Annotated in this window: 28 protein-coding genes; 15 read left to right on the top strand and 13 right to left on the bottom strand. The window is 66.3% G+C overall.

Annotation, left to right across the window (positions count from 1 at the left end; all coding sequences use genetic code 11):
* Positions 1-10: 10 nt before the first annotated feature.
* Positions 11-448: a holo-ACP synthase gene (locus tag IBX18_RS34870; protein ID WP_194837729.1), complete on the top strand. Its 438-nt coding sequence runs from the start codon at positions 11-13 to the stop codon at positions 446-448.
* Positions 449-534: 86 nt separating this feature from the next.
* On the opposite strand, the gene IBX18_RS34865 is transcribed toward IBX18_RS34870, so the two are convergent.
* Positions 535-1,641, bottom strand: a complete 1,107-nt coding sequence (locus IBX18_RS34865) for a CdaR family transcriptional regulator (protein WP_194837728.1) — start codon at positions 1,639-1,641, stop codon at positions 535-537.
* A gap of 102 nt (positions 1,642-1,743) precedes the next feature.
* A complete protein-coding gene (locus IBX18_RS34860) occupies positions 1,744-2,364 on the bottom strand; it encodes a TetR/AcrR family transcriptional regulator (RefSeq protein ID WP_228542308.1) in 621 nt (206 codons plus the stop codon).
* 242 nt (positions 2,365-2,606) lie between these two features.
* Between IBX18_RS34860 and IBX18_RS34855 the strand changes: the two genes are divergently transcribed.
* Positions 2,607-3,902 (top strand): hypothetical protein, encoded by a 1,296-nt coding sequence (locus IBX18_RS34855; RefSeq protein WP_194837727.1) that lies wholly within the window; start codon positions 2,607-2,609, stop codon positions 3,900-3,902.
* Between the two features lie 61 nt (positions 3,903-3,963).
* Here the strand turns inward: IBX18_RS34855 and IBX18_RS34850 are convergent, their stop codons facing one another.
* Positions 3,964-4,728 (bottom strand): ABC transporter permease, encoded by a 765-nt coding sequence (locus tag IBX18_RS34850; RefSeq protein ID WP_194837940.1) that lies wholly within the window; start codon positions 4,726-4,728, stop codon positions 3,964-3,966.
* Positions 4,729-4,733: 5 nt separating this feature from the next.
* Positions 4,734-5,690, bottom strand: coding sequence for an ATP-binding cassette domain-containing protein (locus IBX18_RS34845; RefSeq protein WP_194837726.1), 957 nt, complete (start codon positions 5,688-5,690; stop codon positions 4,734-4,736).
* 97 nt (positions 5,691-5,787) lie between these two features.
* Here IBX18_RS34845 and IBX18_RS34840 point away from each other — a divergent pair, with 97 nt between their 5' ends.
* Complete coding sequence (locus IBX18_RS34840) at positions 5,788-6,537, top strand: TetR/AcrR family transcriptional regulator (protein ID WP_306796547.1); 750 nt, start codon at positions 5,788-5,790, stop codon at positions 6,535-6,537.
* On the opposite strand, the gene bcp is transcribed toward IBX18_RS34840, so the two are convergent.
* A complete protein-coding gene (gene bcp, locus IBX18_RS34835) occupies positions 6,534-7,007 on the bottom strand; it encodes a thioredoxin-dependent thiol peroxidase (protein ID WP_194837725.1) in 474 nt (157 codons plus the stop codon). The genes IBX18_RS34840 and bcp overlap by 4 nt on opposite strands.
* Positions 7,008-7,250: 243 nt before the next feature.
* Here bcp and IBX18_RS34830 point away from each other — a divergent pair, with 243 nt between their 5' ends.
* Entirely contained in the window at positions 7,251-7,472 is a 222-nt protein-coding gene (locus IBX18_RS34830) for a DUF3618 domain-containing protein (RefSeq protein WP_194837724.1), read from the top strand.
* A 65-nt stretch (positions 7,473-7,537) separates the two neighbouring features.
* Here IBX18_RS34830 and IBX18_RS34825 read toward each other — a convergent pair whose 3' ends face one another.
* Together IBX18_RS34825 and IBX18_RS34820 are read right to left on the bottom strand one after the other, a co-directional pair.
* Positions 7,538-7,834, bottom strand: coding sequence for an excalibur calcium-binding domain-containing protein (locus IBX18_RS34825; protein WP_107654673.1), 297 nt, complete (start codon positions 7,832-7,834; stop codon positions 7,538-7,540).
* A gap of 100 nt (positions 7,835-7,934) precedes the next feature.
* Entirely contained in the window at positions 7,935-8,912 is a 978-nt protein-coding gene (locus tag IBX18_RS34820) for a pirin family protein (protein ID WP_194837723.1), read from the bottom strand.
* A 62-nt stretch (positions 8,913-8,974) separates the two neighbouring features.
* On the opposite strand from IBX18_RS34820, the gene IBX18_RS34815 reads away from it, so the two are divergent.
* Entirely contained in the window at positions 8,975-9,442 is a 468-nt protein-coding gene (locus IBX18_RS34815) for a MarR family winged helix-turn-helix transcriptional regulator (RefSeq protein ID WP_194837722.1), read from the top strand.
* Between the two features lie 71 nt (positions 9,443-9,513).
* Here IBX18_RS34815 and IBX18_RS34810 read toward each other — a convergent pair whose 3' ends face one another.
* From IBX18_RS34810 to IBX18_RS34800, 3 genes are all read right to left on the bottom strand, one after another.
* Positions 9,514-10,023, bottom strand: a complete 510-nt coding sequence (locus tag IBX18_RS34810; RefSeq protein ID WP_228542284.1) for a DnaJ family domain-containing protein — start codon at positions 10,021-10,023, stop codon at positions 9,514-9,516.
* Between the two features lie 84 nt (positions 10,024-10,107).
* Positions 10,108-10,422 carry a hypothetical protein gene (locus IBX18_RS34805; protein WP_194837721.1) on the bottom strand — a complete coding sequence of 105 codons (315 nt, stop codon included), beginning with the start codon at positions 10,420-10,422 and terminating at the stop codon, positions 10,108-10,110.
* 142 nt (positions 10,423-10,564) lie between these two features.
* Positions 10,565-11,158 carry a transglycosylase SLT domain-containing protein gene (locus IBX18_RS34800; RefSeq protein WP_107654677.1) on the bottom strand — a complete coding sequence of 198 codons (594 nt, stop codon included), beginning with the start codon at positions 11,156-11,158 and terminating at the stop codon, positions 10,565-10,567.
* A gap of 752 nt (positions 11,159-11,910) precedes the next feature.
* On the opposite strand from IBX18_RS34800, the gene IBX18_RS34795 reads away from it, so the two are divergent.
* The 5 genes from IBX18_RS34795 to IBX18_RS34775 all read left to right on the top strand — a co-directional run bounded on the left by IBX18_RS34795 (position 11,911) and on the right by IBX18_RS34775 (position 15,859).
* Positions 11,911-12,270, top strand: a complete 360-nt coding sequence (locus IBX18_RS34795) for a chitin binding peritrophin-A domain-containing protein (protein ID WP_194837720.1) — start codon at positions 11,911-11,913, stop codon at positions 12,268-12,270.
* 186 nt (positions 12,271-12,456) lie between these two features.
* Positions 12,457-12,738: a polyprenyl synthetase gene (locus IBX18_RS34790; protein ID WP_107654679.1), complete on the top strand. Its 282-nt coding sequence runs from the start codon at positions 12,457-12,459 to the stop codon at positions 12,736-12,738.
* Positions 12,701-13,777: a polyprenyl synthetase family protein gene (locus IBX18_RS34785; protein ID WP_228542283.1), complete on the top strand. Its 1,077-nt coding sequence runs from the start codon at positions 12,701-12,703 to the stop codon at positions 13,775-13,777. The genes IBX18_RS34790 and IBX18_RS34785 overlap by 38 nt, the downstream gene beginning before the upstream one ends.
* 34 nt (positions 13,778-13,811) lie before the next feature.
* Positions 13,812-14,978: an oxygenase MpaB family protein gene (locus IBX18_RS34780; protein ID WP_194837719.1), complete on the top strand. Its 1,167-nt coding sequence runs from the start codon at positions 13,812-13,814 to the stop codon at positions 14,976-14,978.
* Positions 14,979-15,175: 197 nt separating this feature from the next.
* Complete coding sequence (locus IBX18_RS34775; RefSeq protein ID WP_194837718.1) at positions 15,176-15,859, top strand: class I SAM-dependent methyltransferase; 684 nt, start codon at positions 15,176-15,178, stop codon at positions 15,857-15,859.
* A 12-nt stretch (positions 15,860-15,871) separates the two neighbouring features.
* Here IBX18_RS34775 and IBX18_RS34770 read toward each other — a convergent pair whose 3' ends face one another.
* On the bottom strand, positions 15,872-16,789 hold the full coding sequence (locus IBX18_RS34770; protein WP_194837717.1) for a hypothetical protein: 918 nt from the start codon (positions 16,787-16,789) through the stop codon (positions 15,872-15,874).
* A gap of 847 nt (positions 16,790-17,636) precedes the next feature.
* Here IBX18_RS34770 and IBX18_RS34765 point away from each other — a divergent pair.
* The 5 genes from IBX18_RS34765 (at position 17,637) to IBX18_RS34750 (ending at position 21,244) form a co-directional block, all read left to right on the top strand.
* Positions 17,637-18,293 carry an HAD family hydrolase gene (locus tag IBX18_RS34765; protein ID WP_194837716.1) on the top strand — a complete coding sequence of 219 codons (657 nt, stop codon included), beginning with the start codon at positions 17,637-17,639 and terminating at the stop codon, positions 18,291-18,293.
* A gap of 131 nt (positions 18,294-18,424) precedes the next feature.
* Complete coding sequence (locus tag IBX18_RS43515; RefSeq protein ID WP_373889252.1) at positions 18,425-18,655, top strand: helix-turn-helix domain-containing protein; 231 nt, start codon at positions 18,425-18,427, stop codon at positions 18,653-18,655.
* 127 nt (positions 18,656-18,782) lie between these two features.
* Complete coding sequence (locus tag IBX18_RS34760; protein ID WP_194837715.1) at positions 18,783-19,646, top strand: hypothetical protein; 864 nt, start codon at positions 18,783-18,785, stop codon at positions 19,644-19,646.
* A 687-nt stretch (positions 19,647-20,333) separates the two neighbouring features.
* Entirely contained in the window at positions 20,334-21,041 is a 708-nt protein-coding gene (locus IBX18_RS34755) for a GDP-mannose 4,6-dehydratase (protein ID WP_306796546.1), read from the top strand.
* 50 nt (positions 21,042-21,091) lie between these two features.
* Complete coding sequence (locus tag IBX18_RS34750; protein ID WP_194837713.1) at positions 21,092-21,244, top strand: hypothetical protein; 153 nt, start codon at positions 21,092-21,094, stop codon at positions 21,242-21,244.
* A 185-nt stretch (positions 21,245-21,429) separates the two neighbouring features.
* On the opposite strand, the gene IBX18_RS34745 is transcribed toward IBX18_RS34750, so the two are convergent.
* Both IBX18_RS34745 and IBX18_RS34740 read right to left on the bottom strand, forming a co-directional pair.
* On the bottom strand, positions 21,430-21,951 hold the full coding sequence (locus IBX18_RS34745; RefSeq protein WP_194837712.1) for a hypothetical protein: 522 nt from the start codon (positions 21,949-21,951) through the stop codon (positions 21,430-21,432).
* A 123-nt stretch (positions 21,952-22,074) separates the two neighbouring features.
* On the bottom strand, positions 22,075-22,259 hold a 185-nt coding region (locus IBX18_RS34740; RefSeq protein WP_194837711.1), incomplete at its 5' end, for a hypothetical protein.

Genomic DNA, 22,259 nt, shown 5'->3' with positions numbered 1-22,259 from the left:
CTCCCGGCATATGACGATCCTCGGTATCGGCCTGGACTTGGTGACCATCTCCGAGTTCGCCGAACAGCTCGAACGCGCCGGAACCACCATGCTCCGGGAAAGTTTCACCGCGGGCGAGCGGCGCTACTGTCAGAGCAAGGGGACCGATCCGGCGCGTAGTTACGCGGTGCGCTGGGCGGCGAAGGAAGCGGTGATCAAGGCCTGGGCCTCATCCCGCTTCGCGCGCCGCCCACAGATCGGTGACAATCCGTACCCGCTGATCGAAGTGGTCAACGACGCGTGGGGCAGGCCGAGCATCAAGCTGCACGGCCTCGCCGCCGAATTCCTGCCTCGCGCAAGGGTTCACCTGTCGCTGACGCACGACGGCGACACCGCCGCCGCGATGGTGGTGCTGGAAGATCCGGGCGAACTGGTCGACCTGATCGAAGGCCGGGAAAACCCCGCCTGAGCGTCAAACCTGTACAGCCGCACACCAACTGATGTCCCGCAGCCGAAATCACCTGCGGTGTAGGACATCAGGAGGTGTGCGGCTTTTCAGCGTTCCCGGCTGAGGCGGCGACGCTGCAACGCCCACCATGCTTCGAGGGCGCGATCGGGGTCGGTGAGATCGATGCCGGTCAGGTCCTGGAAGCGGCGGAGCCGGTAGCGCACGGTGTTGGTGTGCAGGCCCATCTCCTTGGCGGTGTTGTCCACCCGCATGCCGTTGCCCAGATAGTGCGCGACGGTGTCGAGCAGCGCCGCGGCACTGTCGTTGCGGCCCAGCGGCGTGAGGTAGCGGCGGACGAGTTCGTCGCCGACCTCGGTGTCGGCGAGCACGGCGGGTAGCAGCCCGAGATCGGCCAGCTCGTAGACGCCGGTGCGTTCGAAGGCCTCGGCGGTGGCCATGGCCCGGGTGGCGCGGCGAAACGACGGCTCCATCCGATCCAGCCGGGCGGGCGGGCCGATGCCGACCGCGGTCTCGATCTCCCTGGCGGGCATGTGGTCCACCACGCCGGCGATGTCGCCGTCGACGAGGGCGAGCAGGCCGTGCGGCCGATCGCCGGACGGTGTGTGCTCGAGCTGCCGCGCCACCCGGTCCGCGGGCAGTTCGGGGTGCGGGCGGGCGCGGATCGCACGGTATTCGCGATCGGAGTCCAAGCCGTATCGTTCGATCTGGACGCGGATCTCGGCAGGGCTGAGCGTGCCGAACAGGATGCCGCGGACCAGATCGGCGCGGCGCTGCTGGTCGTGGCGGGTTCGTTCGAAATCGGCGTCGATATGACCGCGGGCCACCGCGAGGATCGCGGTATCGGTGAGCGCGAGCAATTCGTTGGTAAGGCCGAGCAGCTGACTGTCGCCGATGCCGAGCCTGCGGCCCGTGGCGACCACCTGATCGATGGCGATCCGCACGGCCAGCCGCCAGCCGCGGAACATCTCGGTCACCGGAATCCCTTGGCGGCCCCGGGTTTCGCCGTGCGCGGTGAACACGGCGAGTTCGTCGGCGGTCAGGTCACGCCCCTCGGCGAGCACTCGCATCAGCTGGTCGATGGTGCGGCGGGTGGCCGGCGCCAGCGTCTCCGGGTCCAGCTGCGCATAGGCGGGGATTTCCGCGCGCAGTCGCTTGATGGCCAGCGCGGTCAGTTCTGCGGACCGCGCGGACATCTGAGCAAACAGTGCGCGGCGATTAGCCGACGGCCCTGGGCTGGACATACTCCTGAAGGATAGCCCTTGTTTCGGATTCAGCAACTAGGCGGCTATGTGGAATCAGCGTCCGCTGGCCGAGCGGGATTCCTTCTCCGCGACCAGCAGATACGCCACCATCAGACGCTTGAGCTCGGACACCGCCTCGGCGTGGCTCTGCTCGTCCTGCACCGAGAAGTTAAGCATCGAGTAGACGACGTGCACCAGCACCTCGGCCATCATGGTGCGCCGCGCCCGCGGCGTGCGCGGCGTCAGCGGCCGCAGCATCTGCGAGACGACCTCGGCGAACTCCTTCTCGTGGATCGCGCCCGTCGCCCGCGTGGACGGCGTGGATTGCATGGCGAGCCACACCTCGCGCCGGGACGGGTCGTTCATCCACAGGTTCGCCAGATGGTCGACCAGCTGGTTCATGTGCCGCAGCCAGTCCAGCGACGGGATCTCGCCGTGGAAATCGGCGAGCTCCTGCGAAACGGCCACCAGGTCTTGCCGATTCAGTTCGCAGACGATGACGTACTTGTTGGCGAAGAATTGATACAGCGTGCCGATCGGCACCTCGGCGCGCGCCGCCACCTCTTCACAGGTGAACGATTCGAAGCCGACCTCCACGAGCAGTTCGCGCGACGCCTGCAACAGCGCGTCGAACTTGCGTTTACTGCGCTCCTGCGTCGGCCGTCGCCGCGGCATGAGCTCCTGTGGGTCGTCCTGCAGCTCCAACGCAGGGTCCAGACGTTGGTGCTTCGACCTGGTCTCTGCGCGTACTTCCACGTATCCAGGCTAACGGTACGGACACACCCACGACACGCGCACGGCTTCTGCGTGTTCATCTTCTGTCCGATTTCACTACCCATCCAGATCGAATGTGGCGCCGAACACATACCGAGCGCGCGTGGCTTCTGACGCGCGAACGGACCAGGAGGGCGCGACCTGTGGTAGCTCGATCAGTGGTAACTCTCGGCGTTTCCACCGAACGTGGCGCCGTGCACGCGGTAGCTTTCGCCGACACCGGCGCACGGCTACCCGAGCGCGTGCTGCTGCATCGGGTGAAACGGACACTCGGTGACGGCAAAGCGGACTTGGCGGAAGCGGTCGAGACGGCGTTGGACGAACTCGCCGCCGAACTCGGCCAGGACCACGAGATCGTGGGCGCGGCCGTCACCTACCGGGACGCTGCCGAGCGGCGCGCCGTCGTCACCAGGCTGGCGTCCGGGCAGTGGCACACGGCGTCCCTGGTGTCGGCCAAGTCCGCGCATCTCAGCGTGGCCGGAATGATGACCTGGCTCGACGAATTCGACGATCTGCTGATCTGCGAGGTGGTGCCCGGCCATCAGGCCTTCACCCTCGTCGACCGCGGCCGCCGCCGGGTGCTCGCCTCGATCAGCCAGGCCGGCGGCGCGACGGCGGACTCGATGGGTGCCGCGGTGACGGCAGCCTGGGATCAGTTCGAGGCGGCGGCGGTCCGGCCGGACGCGGTGGTGCTGATCGGTTCGGCCGCAGGCAAACCCGCGGTCATCGCGGCCGTGGACGCCTTCGGAGCGCCGGTGATCCCGTGCAAGACTTCGGCCGCCGCGTCAGCCGCCGGTGCCGCGCTGTATGCGATGGCGGACGTGGACGGCGTCGGCGAGACGGAAGAACGGGTACGCCGGGTGCGTGGTGGCGCCGCGGTGTTCGCCGCGGCCAGCGTGCTCGCGGGCGGGCTGGTGGTCGGCGGTGTGTACGTCGCGGGCGGCTCGTCGCGGACGTTGCCGGGTGCGGTGGTGAAGGACGCGCACGTCACCGCCGAATCGAAGGTGGTCGTCAGCGGGTCGGGCGCGGACAAGCCGGACCGGATCCGGGTCGATACTCCTCGGGTCGAGGGGCCCGTGCTGGACCGGCGCGCACCCGTCGTCGCGGCGGAGCCGGAGATAACGGTCGTCACCCTCGATGCCGTCGAATCCGAGCCTCAGTACTCCGCCCAGCTGTGGGGGAGCACGCCGCAGGATCGCACGGAATCGTTGATCCCCGCCGAACCCGCGCGCGACTCCGAAGCCAAAGCCACGCCGCCGCTGACGTCGGGCTCGGGCGTCCCGGCGGCCACCAACAAGGTCGGTGCCCCGAACGGGTCGCTGCTCTTCCCCGGCGAGTCACCGCCCCCGCCGGCGTTCACCGCGGAGTCGTATACCTGGTGGGACAACCACTTCCGGATGATGGTGCAGTGGGCGGCGCAGCAGATCATGTCCACCTGAGCCGAAACGGCCTGCGGCGTAAGGTCCGTCCCCTCCCGGAATCGGACCTTACGCCGGCCGGTCAGTCCTTGGTCCTGCGCCGGAACAGTGCACCCGCGGCGAGGTACCCCGCCAGCCCGATGCCCGCGCACCACAGCACGGCCAGCAGCGCGCTGTTGCCGATCGGGGTGCCCATCAGGAGACCGCGCAAGGTTTCGATCACCGGCGTGACCGGCTGGTTCTCGGCGAACCAGTGCAACCCGCTCGGCATCGACTGCGGCGGGACGAAGGCGCTGCTCACGTACGGCAGAAACATGAAGAAGAAGGTGGACCCATTGGCGGCTTCCGGACTATTCGCGAGCAACCCGAGCGCGGCCGCGACCCAGGACAGCGCGAGGACGAACATCGCGATGATGCCGTAGGCGGCGAGCCAGCGCAGCGGGTCACCGGTCGGCCGGAAGCCGATCGCCACGGCCACCAGGATCACCAGCGTGGTGGTGATCAGATTGCGCAGCACGCTTTCCACCACATGCCCGGTCAGCACCGACGACCGGGCAATGGCCATGCTGCGGAATCGATCGATGATGCCGTTGGTCAGATCGGTGGCCAAGCTCACCGCGGTGGTGGCCGAACCGAAGCCGGCACACAGCAGGATGATGCCGGGCACCACGTAGTCGATGTATGCGCCGCCGACGTTCATCGCGCCGCCGAACACGTAGGCGAACATCAGCAGGATCGCGATCGGCACCGCGACGGTCATCAGCATCGTTTCGGGACTGCGCACCGTGTGGCGCAGGTTGCGGCTCAGCATGGTGGCCGAATCCTGCACGGCGAGCCGGGTATTCATGATCGTCACAGCGCTGCTGCTTTCTGCGTGGTGGGGTGCCCGGTAAGGGCGAAGAACACGTCGTCGAGGTCCGGGGTGTGGATGGTCAGCCCGTCGATGGTGATCGCCTGGTCCTCGAACTGGTCGAGCAGCTGTTTGAGGGTGCCGACGCTGCCGTCCGAGGGCACTTGCAGCGCCAACTGTTCGGCGTCGATCTCAGCGCCGGGCACGGCGCGGGCCGCGGCGGCCAAGTCGTGCTGGTCGGCGAAGCGCAGCTGGATGTGCCCGCCGGGGGCGAGCCGCTTCAGGTCGCCCGGCGTGCCCTCGGCCACGATCTTCCCGTTGTGCAGCACCGCGATCCGATCCGCCAGCTGATCGGCCTCCTCCAGGTATTGCGTGGTGAGGAAGATCGTCACGCCGTCGGCCACCAGGTTCCGGATCACCTGCCAGAGTTCACGGCGGCTGCGTGGATCGAGGCCGGTGGTCGGTTCGTCGAGGAAGATGATCCGCGGCGCACCCATCAGGCTCATGGCCAGATCCAGCCGTCGGCGCATGCCGCCGGAGTAGGTGGCGACGCGGGCGTCGGCGGCGGCGGTCAGCTCGAATCGGTCGAGCAGAGCGGCGGTGCGATCGGCGATCTGCTGCTTGCCCAGATGCAGCAGCCTGCCCATCAGCCGGAGATTCTCGGCGCCGGTCAGCACGTCGTCCACCGCGGAGTACTGACCGGTGACGCCGATGAGGCGGCGCACGGTATCGGCCTCGTGCGCGAGATCATGACCGCCGACCCGGATCTCGCCACTGTCGGCGCTGGTCAACGTGGCCAGGATGCGCACCATCGTCGTCTTGCCCGCCCCGTTCGGGCCGAGCAGCGAGAAGACCGTGCCCGCCGCGACTTCCAGGTCGATCCCGGCCAGCACCGTCCGGTCGCCGAAGGTTTTGGTCAACCCGCTGATGCTGACAGCGGGCGTAGATGGGACTGTCATGTGGTTCCTCGATCAAAACTGTGTATGGGCTAAACTTAGTTTAGACGGTACACAGTTTTTGGCCCGAGGGAAGAGGCAACGAGAAAAGGGGTCGACAGTGGTGGACACGCCGGAGACGGTCAGCGGCGCGGCCGCGCAGGCCAAGCCCTTCGCCTTGATGTGGGGTCTGGACGAGCAGGGCACGCGCGGGCCCAAGCGCGGGCTGAGTCTCGATCAGGTGATCGACGCGGCGATCGAGGTGGCCGATGCCGAAGGGGTGGCGGCGCTGTCGATGAGCCGGGTCGCCAAGCGGCTCGGCTTCACCACCATGTCGCTCTACCGCTATGTGGACAGCAAGGACACCCTGCTCGTGCTGATCTCGGATCGCGCGCTCGGATTACCGCCGGAGCTGCCGGTCGGCGTCGGGTGGCGGGCCGGGATCGAGGCCTGGGCCGACGGGGTGTCCGAGTCGCTGCGACGGCACCCGTGGTTCGTGGATCTGCCGCTGGCCGCGCCGCCGATGGGGCCGTGCAATATGGCCTGGCTGGACGCGGGCCTGGGGATGTTCGCCGAAACGGCCGTGCCCGAGCCGATGAAACTGCAACTCGTCATGAATGTTTCGTTGTATCTGATCGGCCGCATGCGCGTCGCCAAGGAGCTGGCGGCGAGCGGGGACAATGCCGAGTACCCGGTCATGTTGAGCCGGGTACTCGACTCGCAGCGCTACCCCGCGCTGACGCGTGCCCTCGCCGCCCAGGTGTTCGACGATGACGACGTGGAGTGGGACGACGGGGGACTGCGGTTCGGCCTGGCCCGACTGCTGGACGGCTACGAGCAGTTCGTCCGGACGTTCGAGGAGCAGTCCTAGACCGACAGATCGCGGCGCAGCTTGGCGACGTGCCCGGTGGCCTTCACGTTGTACTGGGCGACCTCGATCTTGCCCGCCTCGTCCACCAGGAAGGTGGAGCGGATGACCCCGGTGACGGTCTTGCCGTACATGGTCTTCTCGCCGAACGCGCCCCACGCGGTGAGCACGGCCCTGTCCGGATCGGACAGCAGCGGGAAGGTGAGCTGCTCGGCGTCGCGGAACTTGGCCAGCTTCGCGGGCTTGTCCGGCGAGATGCCGAGCACGGTGATGCCCGCGCCGTCGAGTTCGGCCAGGTTGTCGCGGAAGTCGCAGGCCTGTTTGGTGCAGCCGGGGGTGCTGGCGGCGGGGTAGAAGTAGACGATCACCTTGCGGCCGCGGTAGTCGGCGAGCGACACGTCCTTGCCGTCGGCGTCGGGCAGCGTGAAATCGGGGGCGGTATCGCCGGGGGAGAGTCGTTGGTTGTCGGTCACGTCCTGCACGGTAACCGACGGCTCGGACACTCTGCGGATAGACGGAACGACACTGTGCGGACCGACAGAACCGCGCCGCGCACCCCTCGGCAGCACTGTGCGGATCTATAGAACGCCGCGTGCCCCGGGTCGGCACCGCGCGGACCGATACACTCGGCCGGGAGCTGAGGGTGACCCGCGAAGGCCGAACACGCACCGCGATTCGAGCCCCGGCGCGGCACATCAAACACAGGAGGCCTGAACGTGGCGAAGGATACCGAGCGGATCGAGCAGGAGATCGAGGCCGCGCGTACCCGGCTGGCGAGCACGCTCGACGAACTCGCGGTGCGCGCGGATCCGCAGCGGATCGCGAGCGACAGCAAGCAGATCGTGCTGCGGAAGCTGAACGAGCCCAAGGTGAAGTACAGCCTGATCGGCGCGGCCGTCGTGATGGTCGGGCTGGTGCTGGTCAAGATCTTCCGCTGAGTCGGCGCCGAACAGCAGAACACCCGGTGTGCCTTGGCGCACCGGGTGTTCTTCTTTCACGGGTATCAGACCGTGGGGCAGGCGAACCCGTCACCGTCCGGATCCAGGTGCGGGCCGTAGCCCGGTTCACCACGAAACAGTGGTGCCCGGTTGGCGCGCTTGGCGTCTTCACAGTTGGCGAAGGCGCCGCCGGCCGAACCGGTCTGCGTCAGACCAGCCGAACCGGTTGCGGCCGAGCCGGTGTCGACGGCCGACGATCCGGTTCCGGAGGAACCTGAGGGAGGCTGAGCCAGCGCGGTCGGCGCCGCAAGGAGGGTCAGTCCCGCGACGGCAGCGCTGAGGGTAAGCCGGCGAACGTTCATGTATTCCTCTAAATAGTTGCTGCGATGGATAGGCGTCCGACCGGACGCCGCATCCACTGTTGTGACGCCTCGCCCGCTTGTCAACCGCGTCGGCCGAGAACTAGGGCATTAGGGGATGGCCCGCCACGTGCTCGGCGGGGATGTTTCCCATGCGTCCTGCCTGGTAGTCGTCCATGGCCTGGATGATTTCGGCGCGAGTGTTCATCACGAACGGCCCGTATTGCACGACGGGTTCCTTGATCGGCTGGCCGCCGAGCAACAACACCTCGAGGTCGCCGGTCCGATTGTGTTGGCGCGCATCGGCACTCACCGTGATCGCGTCGCCGGGACCGAACACGGCCAGCTGTCCCTCGCGCAGTGGCCTGCGTTCGGCGCCGACCGTGCCGCTGCCGGACAGCACGTACGCCATCGCCGTGAAGTGTTGCGGCCATGGCGTTCCCAGCTGTCCGCCGGGGCTGATCGAGGCGTGGGCGTAGGCGATCGGGGTGTAGGTCGAGCCCGGTCCGTCGAATCCGCCGACCGAACCCGCGATGAGCCGGACCAGCGCGCCGCCGTCGTGCGAGCTGACCAGGGTCAGCTCACCGGCGCGCAGATCCTGGTAGCGCGGTGCGGCGAACTTGAGCGCGCGCGGCAGGTTCACCCACAGTTGGATGCCGTGGAACCAGCCGCCCGCCATGACCAGCTGCTCGGTGGGCAGCTCGTCGTGCAGGATGCCGGAGCCCGCGGTCATCCACTGCGTGTCGCCCTCGCCGATCACGCCACCGCCGCCGTTGGAGTCGTGGTGCACCATGGCGCCGTCCATGACGTAGGTGACGGTCTCGAAACCGCGGTGCGGATGCCACGGCGCGCCCTTCGCCTCGTGCGGCTCGTAGGCGACCGGGCCCATCTGGTCGAGCAGGATGAACGGGTCGGCGGTGCGCAGGTCCACGCTCGGGAACGGCCTGCGTACCTCGAACCCCGCGCCCTCGCGCTGTTTCGGCGCGCTGACCACGGTGCGCACCGGGCGTTCGCGCATGGTGTCGGTGGGCTGGGGCAGGCGCGGCAGGATCATCAGGTCGGGGACGGTGATGGCGGGCATCGGAACCTCCTGAGAGGGGAGTTGGTGTCCATGTCAACCAAATGTGAGTAGACTTCATTCCCATGGAGTGGCTGAGTGACGACGAGCAGGCGACGTGGTCGGCCTACATCCGCCTGCGCCAGCGGCTGGACGGGGCGATCGCGGAGGGATTGACCCGGGACGGGCTGTCCGCGGCGGACTACGAACTGATGGTCGCCCTCTCGGCCGCGCCGGGTGACTGCCTGCGGGCCAAGGATCTCGCGGCCGAGGTCTGCTGGGAGAAAAGCAGGTTGTCCAAGCATCTCGCCCGGATGGACGCGCGCGGGCTGGTCGACCGGCAGCCGGTGGCGGAGGACGCGCGCGGGGTGCTGGTCAAGCTCACGGCCGAAGGTCGCCGGTTGCTCGAACACGCTGCCCCGAATCATGTCCGGCTGGTGCGTGAGGTCTTCATCGACTGCATCACGCCCGACGAAGCCCGCGCCCTTCAGTCGCTGTCCGACAAAGTTCTTGTCGCAGTAGAGGAATCGACCCCTTCCGCCGTAGGCGCCTGACCCGACCTGCGCCGGCTGAAGTCGGTCTCGCAGAGCCGCCATACCTGCACAGGGCTGAAGTCCTGGTGAGATCAGTTGCTGGGCGCGGCGTCGGGGCTGCGGAACAGTCGGCGCCACCACGAGGTGGTGTTGGTGCGCGTGGCTGACGAGGGGGTGCTCGCAGAGGTGTCCGGCGATCGCTTCGGCCGGCGCTCGGCACGCCATTGCTCGACGATCTCCTCGGTATCGACCGGGGCGATGCGAACGTAAGGCCCGTGCGGCAGGCGCAGCCAGTCGACCACCCGCTCGTTGAGCTCACGCACGGTCTCGCGGACCTCGCGTTCGGAGTTCAGTTCGCGCACAGTCTCGGGCAGTCGCTCGATATCCCGGCGCAGCAGCAGCGACGGTGGCAGGAGCGCGTCGCCCCTCACTCCTTCTTTACGGAGGTAGCCCTTCAGCCACCAGTTCTCGTCGTCGCTGCCGCGCGGAATCGGTTTGCCCGCACCGGGCAGATTCTCGAATTCACCGCGTGCTGTTGCCTCGCGGATCTGCTTGTCGATCCACGATTCGAAGTCCAGTTTCGCTGGTTTGCGCTCGGTCATCGCGTCACCTTTGACGGCGGGTGCATTGCCACCATGCTACCGAACGGGCCGATGCGGACGCTGAAACCGGTGTCCGGCAAGGGATCACGACCAGGGTGTGATCGGCGGCTTCACCCACATCAGCTTGTCGTCGGTGTGCTCACGCCGCGCCGCCGGATGGCCGGGGTGCCGGGCGGCCCAGTCGTCCTTCTCCGTCAGCAACTGCGCCACCGTCGCCCAGGTCTCCTCGGTGCTCGGTGGGTTCGTGTCGGCCGCCCTGGCGAGCTTGCGCCGCGTCGTCGCGGGCATCGCCAGCAGTTCGGGTCCGGTGATGCCCAGGTGCCAGACGTAGCTCGCGAGGCGCCGGGCCTTCTCAGCGCGGCTCTTGGCCGCCGTGTCGCTGTGCGCGTAATCGGTCATCGCGGAAGTCCAAAGGTCGGTGGTGCACGACCCTATCCGGCGGCCGGGCGAGAGACGACGACGCCTCCCCGCGGTCAGGTGGGGAGGCGTCGTCGCTACCTGGCCAGGCGTCGTTGCGTGGCCGGACGGGGAGCTGCGTGGGTCAGTACGCGCCGTTGACGTTGTCCATCGAGCCGTACGTGCGCGCCGCGTAGTTGCAGGCGGCGACGATGTTGGCGACCGGGTCGTAGATGTCCCAGGAGGTGCCCTCGACGTGGTAGGCGCTGAAGGTCGGGTCGATCACCTGGAGCAGGCCCTTGGACGGGATGCCCGCGGCGGCGTTGGAGTCCCACAGGTTGATCGCCTGCGGGTTACCGGTCGACTCGCGCATCACGTTGCGGAAGATGCCGTCGTAGCTGCCGGGGATGTTGTTGGCCGCCATGACGTCGAGGGCCTGGCGGATCCAGCCGTCGAGGTTGTCCGGGTAGCTGGGGGCCGGTGCGGGCAGCGGCGCCGGGATCGGCTCGGGCACGGGGATCGGGATCGGCAGCGGCGCGGGCATGGGCGCGGGGGCGGCGACGGGCTCGGCGGCCGGATGCTGCTCGGCGACCATCGCGATGCGGGACGGGACGCTGTCGTCGGCCACCGAGACCGCCGAGGAGGCGGCAACGGCCACGACGCCGGCGGCGGCGATGGCGAAGGTCATGCCCTCGCGAAGCGTCGAGCGGCGGAGCGGGAAAAAGCGTCTGTCAGGCATGACGAAATCGGTTCCTTTGTCGGGGACAGGTTTCGGTCCGGGCGCGCGCAGGCAGCACGGATCCAAGGCGGGCACGCGGTGGGCGCTCGCCGGTACGGCTGTGTGCTGTTGTCGGGTTTTGTTGTGGGGGACGCGGTGGTCCCCGGAACGCGACGGTTCAGTGGTGCGGTGCCGGGGCGCTCGCTGAGAGCCCGGCCGCGATGTCGCGCGGGACTCCGCATCCTCGATGCGGAGAGAAAGACGGCCTCTCGGCGCGCCCATTCGGCGGAAGGTTGGGGTTAGCGGGTCCATTGCCGGATCCCGGTCCGCCGACCGCGGCTGGCATGGGGCCTGCCGTTGCGGTCGTTTTCCGAATGTGTGTGAACAACTCCTCGGTGTAACCAAACTCCAGGTCGCTTTATGACCTGATCGCAGAATGGTCACGCTAGGTGAACGCACGGTAAACGAATAGCAAATGACAGGTGCTACCGATCTTGGAACACCTCCCTGGTAGTTGCCGAACCGTTACCTACGCAGGGAGTTTGCTGCTAAACCGATTGTGCGACACGTCACAGAAATTTTCGGCTGACAAACCGGACATCTGCTGCCGGACCGGGATGTTCGTCCGGATTGAGAACGGTGAGACGTCGAGGAAAACGCCAGATCACGGCGTTTCCGTCGGAAGATCCGATCCGGTCGGTCCGCGGGACCGAATACAGGGGAGCCGCTAGCCGCCGACGCCCCGCGACCGGGGAGACAGGGAACCGCCGTCCATGAAATCGAACAGCCTGGCGTGCCGCACCGGCGTCCTTGCCGCCGGGACCGTGCTCGCAGTGCTGCCACCCCTCGGCGTCGCGGCCATGACGCTCGGCACCATGACCGCGGTGGATATGCCCGAGGGGACCGGGCGCGATATCGCCGCTCGGCAGTACGCGGTGGTGCCGATCGAGGCGCGCTCGGACTTCTGCGACGGCAAGAGTGCCGGACATTACGTCGATCCGGCCGATCGGGCGGTGTTCTATCGGTGCGTGAGTTCCCGAACGCAACCCATGGCGACGTATCAGTTCCGCTGTGCGGAGGACGGGTGGTACGACGAGCGGCGCTTGGTCTGTGTGGGCCGAACTCCCCGCTGAAAACCCCGGCGCTGAAGTGTTGCGCCGAAGACCATGTGCGGAGCCGACATTCAAGAGGACAACTGGTTGTCCTGCGAATTCTCGGCACGTCACCGGGTCGCCGCTGCGACACTGACGGTGCCGGGCCTGTTCAGCGTTTCCGGGTCGCGGTGTGGGTGCCGTTCGGGTGGACAGGAGCGTGATCGCATGTCGCAGAGGTCGAATCAGCGCGGATCCCGAGGTGAGGACGCCGTCCTCCTGGCGGCGGGTCTCGCGGATCTGGCGCTCAGCCGGGTAGGCCCGGTGGTGAATCGGGCGCTGGGTTTTCTGCGGCGTTCCGACTTGACCGGCATGGCCGGCGAGGCGGAGAGCGATCTGAAAGCGCGTGGACGGCTGGCGCTGGACCGGACCTCGCTGCTGCCGCCCGCTCACCTCGAGATCCTCGCGCAGCATGTCGTCGCGCGCGAAACCGGTTCCGGTGCGCCCTGATCGGCACGACGCCTGCGCTTTCAAGGCTCGCGTCGACGACATCCTGGAGGAGTTCGTCGGACAGGAACGCGACCAGCTGCTCGCCATCGATCCGCGACTACGTCCGGTGGCCGACCAGCTGGTAGCGGCGAGCGGGCAGGGCAAACGGCTGCGGGCGGCGTTCTGCTATTGGGGTTGGCGCGCGGCCGGGCAGCCGGACAGTAATGCCTTCGTCCGGGCTGCCGCGGCACTGGAATTGGTGCACGCGGCGGCGAGCGTGCACGACGACATCATCGATGACAGCCCGCTGCGGCACGGCTTGCCGACCGCACAGATCGCCCTGCACGAACCGCTGCGCAGCGCACCGGAATTCGCGCAGACCGGCAAGGCGCTCGCCATGCTGGTCGGGGATCTGCTGATGGCGTTGGCCGGGCAATTGTTCGTCACCAGTGGTCTGCCCGCGGCTTACCTGTCGCGGGCGCGCCCACTGTGGGCGGTGCTGGCGCGGGAATTGATCGCCGGTGAGTGCCTCGAAATCCTTTGCACCGGTGGGGTTCCGGATGTGGCCGAGTCGCTGAAGGTGGTTCGGTACAAGACGGCCAAGTACACCGTCGAACAGCCCTTGCTCATCGGTGGCGCGCTCGGCGGCGCGAGTGACGCGCTGCGGAAAGCGTTCTCCGCGTACGGCTTACCGCTCGGCGAAGCCTTCCAGCTGCGCGACGACCTGCTCGGACTGTACGGCGACCAAGCCCGTACCGGAAAGGCGAATCTCGACGATCTGCGCGCCCGTCGCCCCACCGCCCTGCTCGCCGAGACCTGGCAGGCGGTCGACCGCCCGCAGCGCGAACAGCTGACCCGGTTACTGGAGCACCGCGAACCCGACGACGACATCCTGTGCGAGGTCCGCGACCTGATGACCAGGGTCGGCGCGCCTGCCCGCATCGAGCAGATGATCACCGACCGGGTCGCGGAAGCCACGCACGCCCTGGCCGACGTGCCCGCACCCGCCGCCCGCGCGCTGACCGAACTGGCCACCGCCGCCACCGCGCGCCGCTACTGACCGCACCACTTCGCCACCGACACAAGGAGTCTCGATGAATCAGACACAAACGTCGATGGACGCGCTGCGCCTGCACGGTGACGAACTCGCCGATGCCACCGTGGCCACCCTGTTCGAACGCGGGGAGGTGGGCAAGTTCAACACGCTCATGCGCTACGTCTCCACCGCCGGTTCGCCGCTGCCCGACGACCTGCCCGAGGTCGCCCGCGAGTATCTGCACACGACCGCCGCTCCGCCCGCCTGGGTGGACTGGGACGAGATGGAGAAGGCCAGGCTGTTCTTCATCGACAACAACGTGCACATCTCCACCGCGTTGTCCTTCGCCGCCATGCCCGCCTGTTACGTCATCCCGCAGGTCGCGAAGCTGTTGTCGGCCACCCACTCTTTGGAGTATCCGTCCAAACGGATGGCCGAGACCGGACAGTTCACCGTCTACCTGATGCAGCCCGACGCCTTCGAAGCCGGTAGTCGTTTCATTCCCGCCGTGCAGAAGGTGCGGTTGCTGCACGCCGCGATCCGCCACCACCTCTCCCGCGAAAACCGCTGGGACACAGCCAAATGGGGGACGCCGATCTGCCAGGAGGACATGATCGGCGGCCAGCTGCTGTTCTCGATGCTGGTCCTGGACAGCCTGCACCGCTTGAACATTCACATGAGCGTCGACGGCGCCGAAGCCTACTTCTACGCATGGCGGGTGGTCGGCGCGATGCTCGGCGTCGACCAGGAACACGCACCGAAGGACATCGAGTCCGCCCGAGAATTCTTGGACCTCTACATGATTCGACACATGGGGCCGAGCCAGGAAGGCGTGAACCTCACCCGCCAACTCATCGACCTCTACGAAGAAGTCGTCCCCGGCACCCTCTTCGACCCCGTCGTCTCCGCCCTCATCCGCTACCTCATCGGCGACACCTGCGCCGACTGGCTCGAAGTACCCCGCACCGCCTGGGACACCGCCATCAAAACCGTCCCCGCCCTACTCGGCATCCTCGAAACCATCGAAGAGAGTTCCCCCCTGGGCGAATGGGCCCTCGACCGCCTCGGCCACCTCACCACCTGGTTCGAACTCAGCTCCCTCACCCGAGGTCGCGTCATGCAGTACGCCATCCCCGAGGAACTCAAACACGACTTCGGATTCGCGTCCTCAGCCGCACGGACCAGCCGCTGGATCCCGCCGGACCCCACCTTCGCCACCGGCTAGCGCCTGCAGAACCACATTGGAATCACTGGTCGGCTGGGTGCCGGAACGATGGTCCCCAGTCGGCGGCCTGAGCTGCGGGACTGATCTTGCTATTATTCCTCTCGCACCGGCCGGAGAGTGATTCCCGAGCCCGGAAGCAGATCCCATTCTCGAATGGGGCGCTTCCGGCTGCCCCGGTGCCTCTTGGAGTCCATCATATGGTTCAGGTCAGCCAATTCACCCAAGAAGAACTTGATGGCGCTGGTCCGTATACGCCCGGTCTACTGCGTGTCTACGACCGTATTGTGTTGGGCATCAACAACAAGGTCGTCTGGCGCTGTGAGACAACGCATCTGCTTGACCAGTACTCGCGACTGTCGTCTGTGGTGCACCTGGATATCGGTCCCGGCACGGGATACCTGCTCGAACGAGAACCCTTCGGCGCCGCGGGGACTCCGGTAGTCGAGTTGGTGGACTTGTCTGTGCATGCACTAGAAGAAGCCTCCCGGCGCCTCCGGAAACGCGGAATCGAAGCCAGAGCGCATTATGGATCCGTGCTAGGCGAACTGCCTGTGAATCAGCGGTTCGGCTCGGTCGCGGCCAGTTTGCTGATGCACTGTGTGCCGGGTACGTGGAGCGAGAAGGGGCGAGCGTTCCAGCGCGTTGCCGATGTGACCAGCGCCGACGGCGTGTTTTTCGGCGCCACAGCCCTGGCGGAGCCCGCAACGCCGCCGAGTCGGGCCGTCGGCGGTTACTTCCGGGCGCACAATGCCTTCGACGACCCGCGCGACGATCTCGACGGGCTGCGCTACGCCCTCGACCGAGCGTGGTCGGACGTGTCGGTTACCAGTGTGGGCCGGACCGCACTGTGGACTGCGCGCGGCCCGCGCCGCAGTACCTAGCAGTGGCGGCGGTCAAGCTGCGGAGTCGCTATCGACGGGCCGGATAACGATCGCGGCCGGCCGAACGGGTTTGTGCTGCACGCTCGGCAGTGGCCACGCGCTGGCCTGGTACCGGCGGCCGTTGATCGTCACAATCGCTTCGACGCTGGTTTCCGGTCCGGAAACGATCCGCCCGATCTGCAGCTCATCCAGCAGGTTGGCAATGTTGCTGTCGCACAGTTCGGCACGCAGCACCCCCTCTGTGTGCAGGGTGACCCGGCGTTCTGCATCGACCAGGATGAGCGAAGACCGGGTGAACTGGACTATGTGCCGCAACGTGGATACGACCGGCTCGGGACGCCGGGCCAGCTGCAGGCTCATACCGTAGACGGTTCGCTCGGTAGGGCCGACGCCGGCGTGCGCGGCACTCCAGAAATGCATCCAGTCAGGGGCGCCCGGCGGCTGGATCGACCAAATCGCCTCGGCCGCAAGGCCTTGCGTACCTGTCGCGGCATCCCAGTACAACGCGAGAAACCTCGGCACATCGTCCGCGTTCGCGTATCGCAGCAGGTCGTGGATGGGTCGCGGTTCGCCGACTTTGCGGTCGGTGCCCAGGATTGCGAGGTTGTCTCCGGCGCTGCTGGTGGTGACCGCATCGAGATCGAGAATCCAGCTGTTGTAGACCGGGCGAGGCGTGACCGCACCCGGCGCCAACCACACGACGAGACCAATGGGCTCGCCATCGGGCGCGGTGACCCAGTGTGCGCGTAGCGCGATCCCGGCATCGTCGGCCGCTCGGTCCTCGTACGGGCCGTCGAAGAGATCAGCGACCATTCCGGCCCAGAACTGCTCGCCTTCGAGATCGAACCCGAGGGTGCTGGCGCACCGCGTCAGCACCCTCGCGACGCGTTCTCCATCGGCGGAGTGCACCACGATGTCGCTGCGGCTCAATCGGGGGTGCTCCCCGCTGCGCCTGAGCCGGGTCTCGCGCCGCATCCGAGTCGCGATGACATCGCACCCAATCCACACCCCTGGTACCCGCATGCCGAGAGCCTACGACCATGAGCAACACGCATTGTTGCCGGTCCAACGACCCTGCTACTGGCGCTGTGACCAATAATGGCACCGATTACAACACCGGCCAGTGTTGTCAGTGCGCCGTAGGCGGGTCGATGATGACCATCGCATGTTCGTAGATCGCGAGACGCCCGGAATGATGCAAGACGTTAGATCACAGCACGGACTGGGAACCGAGACCTTCTGTGGCGCATCCGACTTCAGGACGGTACTGCATGGAGGTCTGAGCCCCTGTCAGAGAGAAAGATGTTGTGGGAGCTCGAATAGGCGTTGTGGACACGTAGGCCGAAGCGAAGAAGCCGGCGGATCAGATAGCTCATTTGCTGTGCCCGAATCCGGTGCTGATCGCCTACGGCATCAGCCGGTGGGAGCACGGCGACGGTGTAAGTCGTTTGTCATCGCGGGTCGTCTCGTTGGCGTCGGCGGCACCCTGGCTGACTCCGGCAAGCAGGACGATGCTCGAGAACAGTGCCGAGTACACTTCATTGTCTCCTGAGTACCGCAAACCCAAACGATCACAGACGAATTGAACTGCATTGGGGTGTGATGTCGCCATGTCGGCGAACGTGCTCCATGAGGCGTCCACAGCGGCGGCCATGTCTGAGGCAGCCCTGGACGACGGCCTTGCCCGCGCGGTCATGATCGCCGTCACATCGAGCGCTTCGGCGGATGGAGTGCGAAGGCCCGGACAGCTTCGCGGCCACTAGGTACGGTTGCGCCCATGATTTCGGCAGTCGTGTTCGACGTAGGTGAGACATTGGTCGACGAGACACGAGAGTACGGGGCATGGGCCGATTGGCTTGGTGTGCCTCGCCATACCTTCGCTGCGGTTTTCGGCGCTGTCATCGCGACCGGACAGGATTACCGCGAGGCGTTCCAGGTGTTCCGGCCCGGATTCGACCTCGCCGATGAGAGACAGGCCCGCGCTGACGCCGGCCAACCAGAAACCTACGACGAGAGTGACCTCTACTCGGATGTCCGACCGGCACTGTCGAAGCTGCGGGAGATGGACGTCTGGGTCGGGATCGTCGGTAACCAAACGGCGCGCTCCGGCCAAATTCTCAGGAGCTTGGGCCTGCCGGCCGCCTTCATCGCGACCTCCGACGACTGGCGTGTGGAGAAGCCTTCGCCGGAGTTCTTCGCCAAGGTCGTCGAGGTCGCGCCGTGCGCCGCTCAGCAGATCATCTATGTCGGCGACCGGATCGACAACGATGTAGCTCCAGCGAAGAAGGCGGGCATGCGCACCGCATATTTGCAGCGCGGTCCGTGGGGATGGATTCTCCGTAACAATCAGGATGTCGCAGATCTGTCCGACTGGCGAATCCGCGATCTCGCGGGGCTGCCGGAAATCGTTGCGGCAGAAAATGATCTCCGATGACCAGTGCAACCCGCTGTTCGGTGTTTCTCCACGTGCCGGTCTTCGGATCAACCAAAGGCTGGCCCGGCACTAGCCGGTTTCGGTAACCGAAACGCATCCACAGCCGTCCACATACGGCCTACGCTGCTCATGTGGGCGGCGACCAGGCGATATTCGGATTCCAGCTCCACCAGGACCGGGCGGCTGGACTGTCGCTCACTGCGATGGCGGCCCGAGTTCCCTACAGTCGGTCCGCGTTGGCGTACTTCGAGACTGGCGAACGGACGCACCCGGCTGATATCGGCGCAGGTACCAAAGAGTATGTGGACCGGCAGTCGACCCAATTACCTCACTCGTGGCTCTCGGACAGCCGACGTGGATAGGCGGTCGTTCCTCCGGACCGTTGGGTACTCGGCAACGGCGCTGGCAGTAAGAGATGTAGATGAGGACTTACAGCGACTGGCCAACATCACCTCGTCGTCACGAGTAGGCATGGCGGAGGTTCGGGCCGTGCACAAGATCGCGGACGGCTTCCACCAGCTGGATGAAGCGATGGGCGGCGGCACCGGCCGGACGGCCATCGCGGAGTTCTTGGGTACCGAGGTGGCGACGATGCTACGAGGTAGGTTCGAGGACCCCCGCGCAAAGCACGAAGCATTCAGTGCCGCAGCAGAATTGGCATACTTGGTGGGATTCAAGAGCCATGACGCGGACATGGACGGAGTCGCGCAGAAGTACTACCTAGGCGCTCGCGAGCTAGCCCGCATGGGCCTTCCTGGACATGAGGGCTTCGTTACCCGAATTCTGGCGTTACAGAATGTGGACGTGGCCAAGCCGGATGAACGCGGGTTCTCGGTACCCTTGGCAGAGGAGGCGTTGCGGCTGGCGCGCGGTGTCGTCGGTGGCGATGCTGAGGCGGTGTTCCGAGTGGCGCTCGTGCGCTGTCATGCAGAGCAGGGGAACCACCGCGAAGCACTGGCTGCTCTGCGTGAACTCGAGGCCGGGCCATGGGCGGGCACGGAGGTGACTACAGTGCTTCCCCGCTACGTTTCGGTGTGGATGCGGAATAAGGCGACCATTGCCAATCAGATCGCGAAAGCGTTTGTGGCGATGGGGGATACACCGAATGCTGAACACTACTTCGGTAAAGCCGCGTCGATCTGGAACCCCGGTACTCATCAACGGGTTCACTCGATAGCAGTGGCCGATACGGGTATGGGTATGTGGCTGACCGGCGATCAGGGTGGTGCGGTAGATGTCTGGCGTGACATCGTACCTACCCTTGCCGCAGTCGACTCGGTCCGAACTGACAAAGCCCTGAACCGGATTCGCGCCCTGGTGCCCGAGGTGGTAGAAATCGCGCTTTCGGCCTGAGTGCAAGATTGATCAGATGGGGGCTGTGGGCTTACGGTGCGTCGCCATGAGCCTTCCACTACAGGTCCTCCCCGCCGGGTCAGGCTGTTTGACATGGCCCCGTAGTGGTACGCGTGGTTGCGCGGCGCGATCACAGCGGTCTCGGGCCGGCTGGGGATGAACGCAGAAACACTGCGGAACTCGGTCTGGCAGGCGGCTGTTGACCACGGGCAATCCGAAGGGACCTCGGCAGCGGCGGCGCGGGAGACCCTCGAGCTCGAACGTTAGAACACCAACTCGAGCAGACCATCGAACTTTTCCATTGTCGGACAATACAATTCATCACTTAGATGCCGGGTCCGCAACACCCGTCGATGCGGTTCAGTGAGTCACTGACGCTGTCGGGGATGATTCCATCGATCGGTCGGTGACAGATAAACCGGTGTGCATCGAATCCGGGGCAGTTCAAGGCTATGGTGGATGGGCCAGTGTAACCGTCCGATAACCACCTTCGAGAAGGCCGATATCGCCGATCTTGAGGTGATGGAAGCCCTCTATCGTCAGCACCGGCCGGATTATGTGGTGAATTTCGCGGCGAGTCGCATAACGACCGCGCGATTCTGGGGCCGTCGTCGTTCATGCGCAGCAATGCCCTCGGGGCGCAGGTGATGGCCGAATGCAGCCGGTTGGTGCCGGTCCCGCTCGCACGTGCACGTGTCCACGATCGAGGTGTACGGGGAGCTGGCCGAGGGGGACAAGTGGTTCACCGAGGGATCGCCTCTGAACGCGAAGACGCCGTACTCGGCGGCGAAGGCAGCCGGGGATCAGATGGTGCGCGCGTACATGCAGACCTACCCGGAGATGAATATCAGGATGACGCACTGCGCCAACAACTATGGCGCTTTCCAGCTGCCGGAGAAGCTGATCCCGCTCGCGGTGACGAATGTGCTGCGCGGGAAGAAGGTACCGGTCTACGGCGACGGGTTACAGAGCCGGGACTGGCTGCATGTGGCCGATCACTGTGCCGCGGTGCACCAGGTGCTGCACGCGGAACTCGACCCGATCCCGGCCGCGGCGGCCACCGATCCGGGGCTGATGCCGATCTTCGATATCAGTGCCCGCTTCGAGGTCACCAATCTCGATATCGCCCGCAGGGTGGTCACCGCGCTCGACCTGAACCCGGACGAGTGGATCGAGCACATCCCGGACCGTCCGAACCACGATCGCCGCTACCTGATCAACCCGGACAAGATCGAGTCCCAGCTGGGCTGGGCACCCACCCACGACTTCGCGAGCGGGATCGCCGAGACCGTTGCCTGGTATATCGAGCACCGCCCGTGGTGGGAGCAGATCATCGCCGACAAAGGTGAGCTCGGGTTCGACTGGAGCCGGGCTGCCACGGCGACCCCACGCTAGGTGTTGGCGGTCAACACCGGGTAGCCCTTCGAGTCCCGCCACGGTCCGCCGTGGCGGGTGAACCAGTCGGCTATCTCGGCGCCGACGCTGTGCGCGATCTGTACCAGCGCGCCGGATTCAACACCGAAGGCACTCTGCGCGCACACTTCCGCCGCCGAAACGGCGAGCTCTGGGACGCGATCATCGTGAGCCGACTGCTGTAAACGGACAGGCCGACAGCGGATCACGGTGTGCCAGAACGGTCCTCGTGCCCGAGTGAAAGCGGATGCCGGTTTCCCTGGCCGGGCCGGCGAGTAAGTCCCGTGTTGTGTCGGTGCGGGCCGATGCGCGCGGCTGGCCAGCTTCCACCAGGGCAGCAGACAGCCGACGGGCCGGAAACCAGTTCTGTTCATTCCTGGCCTATACCGATATCGGTGGCAATGCGGGTGACGTCAACTCGGGCGAGGATGTCGACGACCTGCGCGGCGGCGGAGGTGGTGTCCGCGGAGTCAAACTGCGCGGCCAGCTCGGCTCGAAGCCCCTCCACACCAGTGGTCTTCGCCGCGGCATAGCCCAGCGGCGCGGCGCCGTAGGGAAAATAAAGCACGGAAATGTCGATGCCGAGGCGCGTGCTGAGCCCGTCCCCGATCGCTGCCAGCAGACCCGCCGGACGGGCCGGGTCGGCGCTAGGTGCTGCCCCCGTACCGGCACCAGCACCTGCCGTGCAACGCGGGCACATCACCACCGCTGCAGGAGCGGATTGGACGGGGCCAGTAGCTACGCTGAGGCAGACGGCCCAAACGCACAGTCGATACGACAGCGCGAAGGTTGTTGATGATCCCGTTCCCGGTATCTGGAACGGTGACGCATTGCGGCCACCGTGAATGGCCAGATCGCCGACACGGCGGTCTGGCCATTCACGGGGAACCACGGACGTACGTTTACTCGTTGCCCAACCATTCGGCTCGTGCGATGTAGTAATTGCACGATCTAGAAGTTCGACACGAGGGCTAGCGGCTCCATGGCTTCGGTCACGACCACTGCGAATCGTCGATCAGGGCAGGACCTGCGGGATCACATCTGGTGCAACCGCGCCCAGGATCGCGCCGATTACCGCAGCGAACACGACGTAGCTGATCCCGCTGGCCACGATGCAGGCGAAGTAGCCGATGATGAAGGCAAGCACGGCGGGAATGCACAGGATTGCGGCGATGCCGAGGCCGGTGAGCGCACCGGCCG

It is taken from the genome of Nocardia sp. XZ_19_369 (genome assembly GCF_015355715.1).
Classification (GTDB): domain Bacteria; phylum Actinomycetota; class Actinomycetes; order Mycobacteriales; family Mycobacteriaceae; genus Nocardia.
This window is presented reverse-complemented; position numbering and strand designations above follow the sequence as displayed.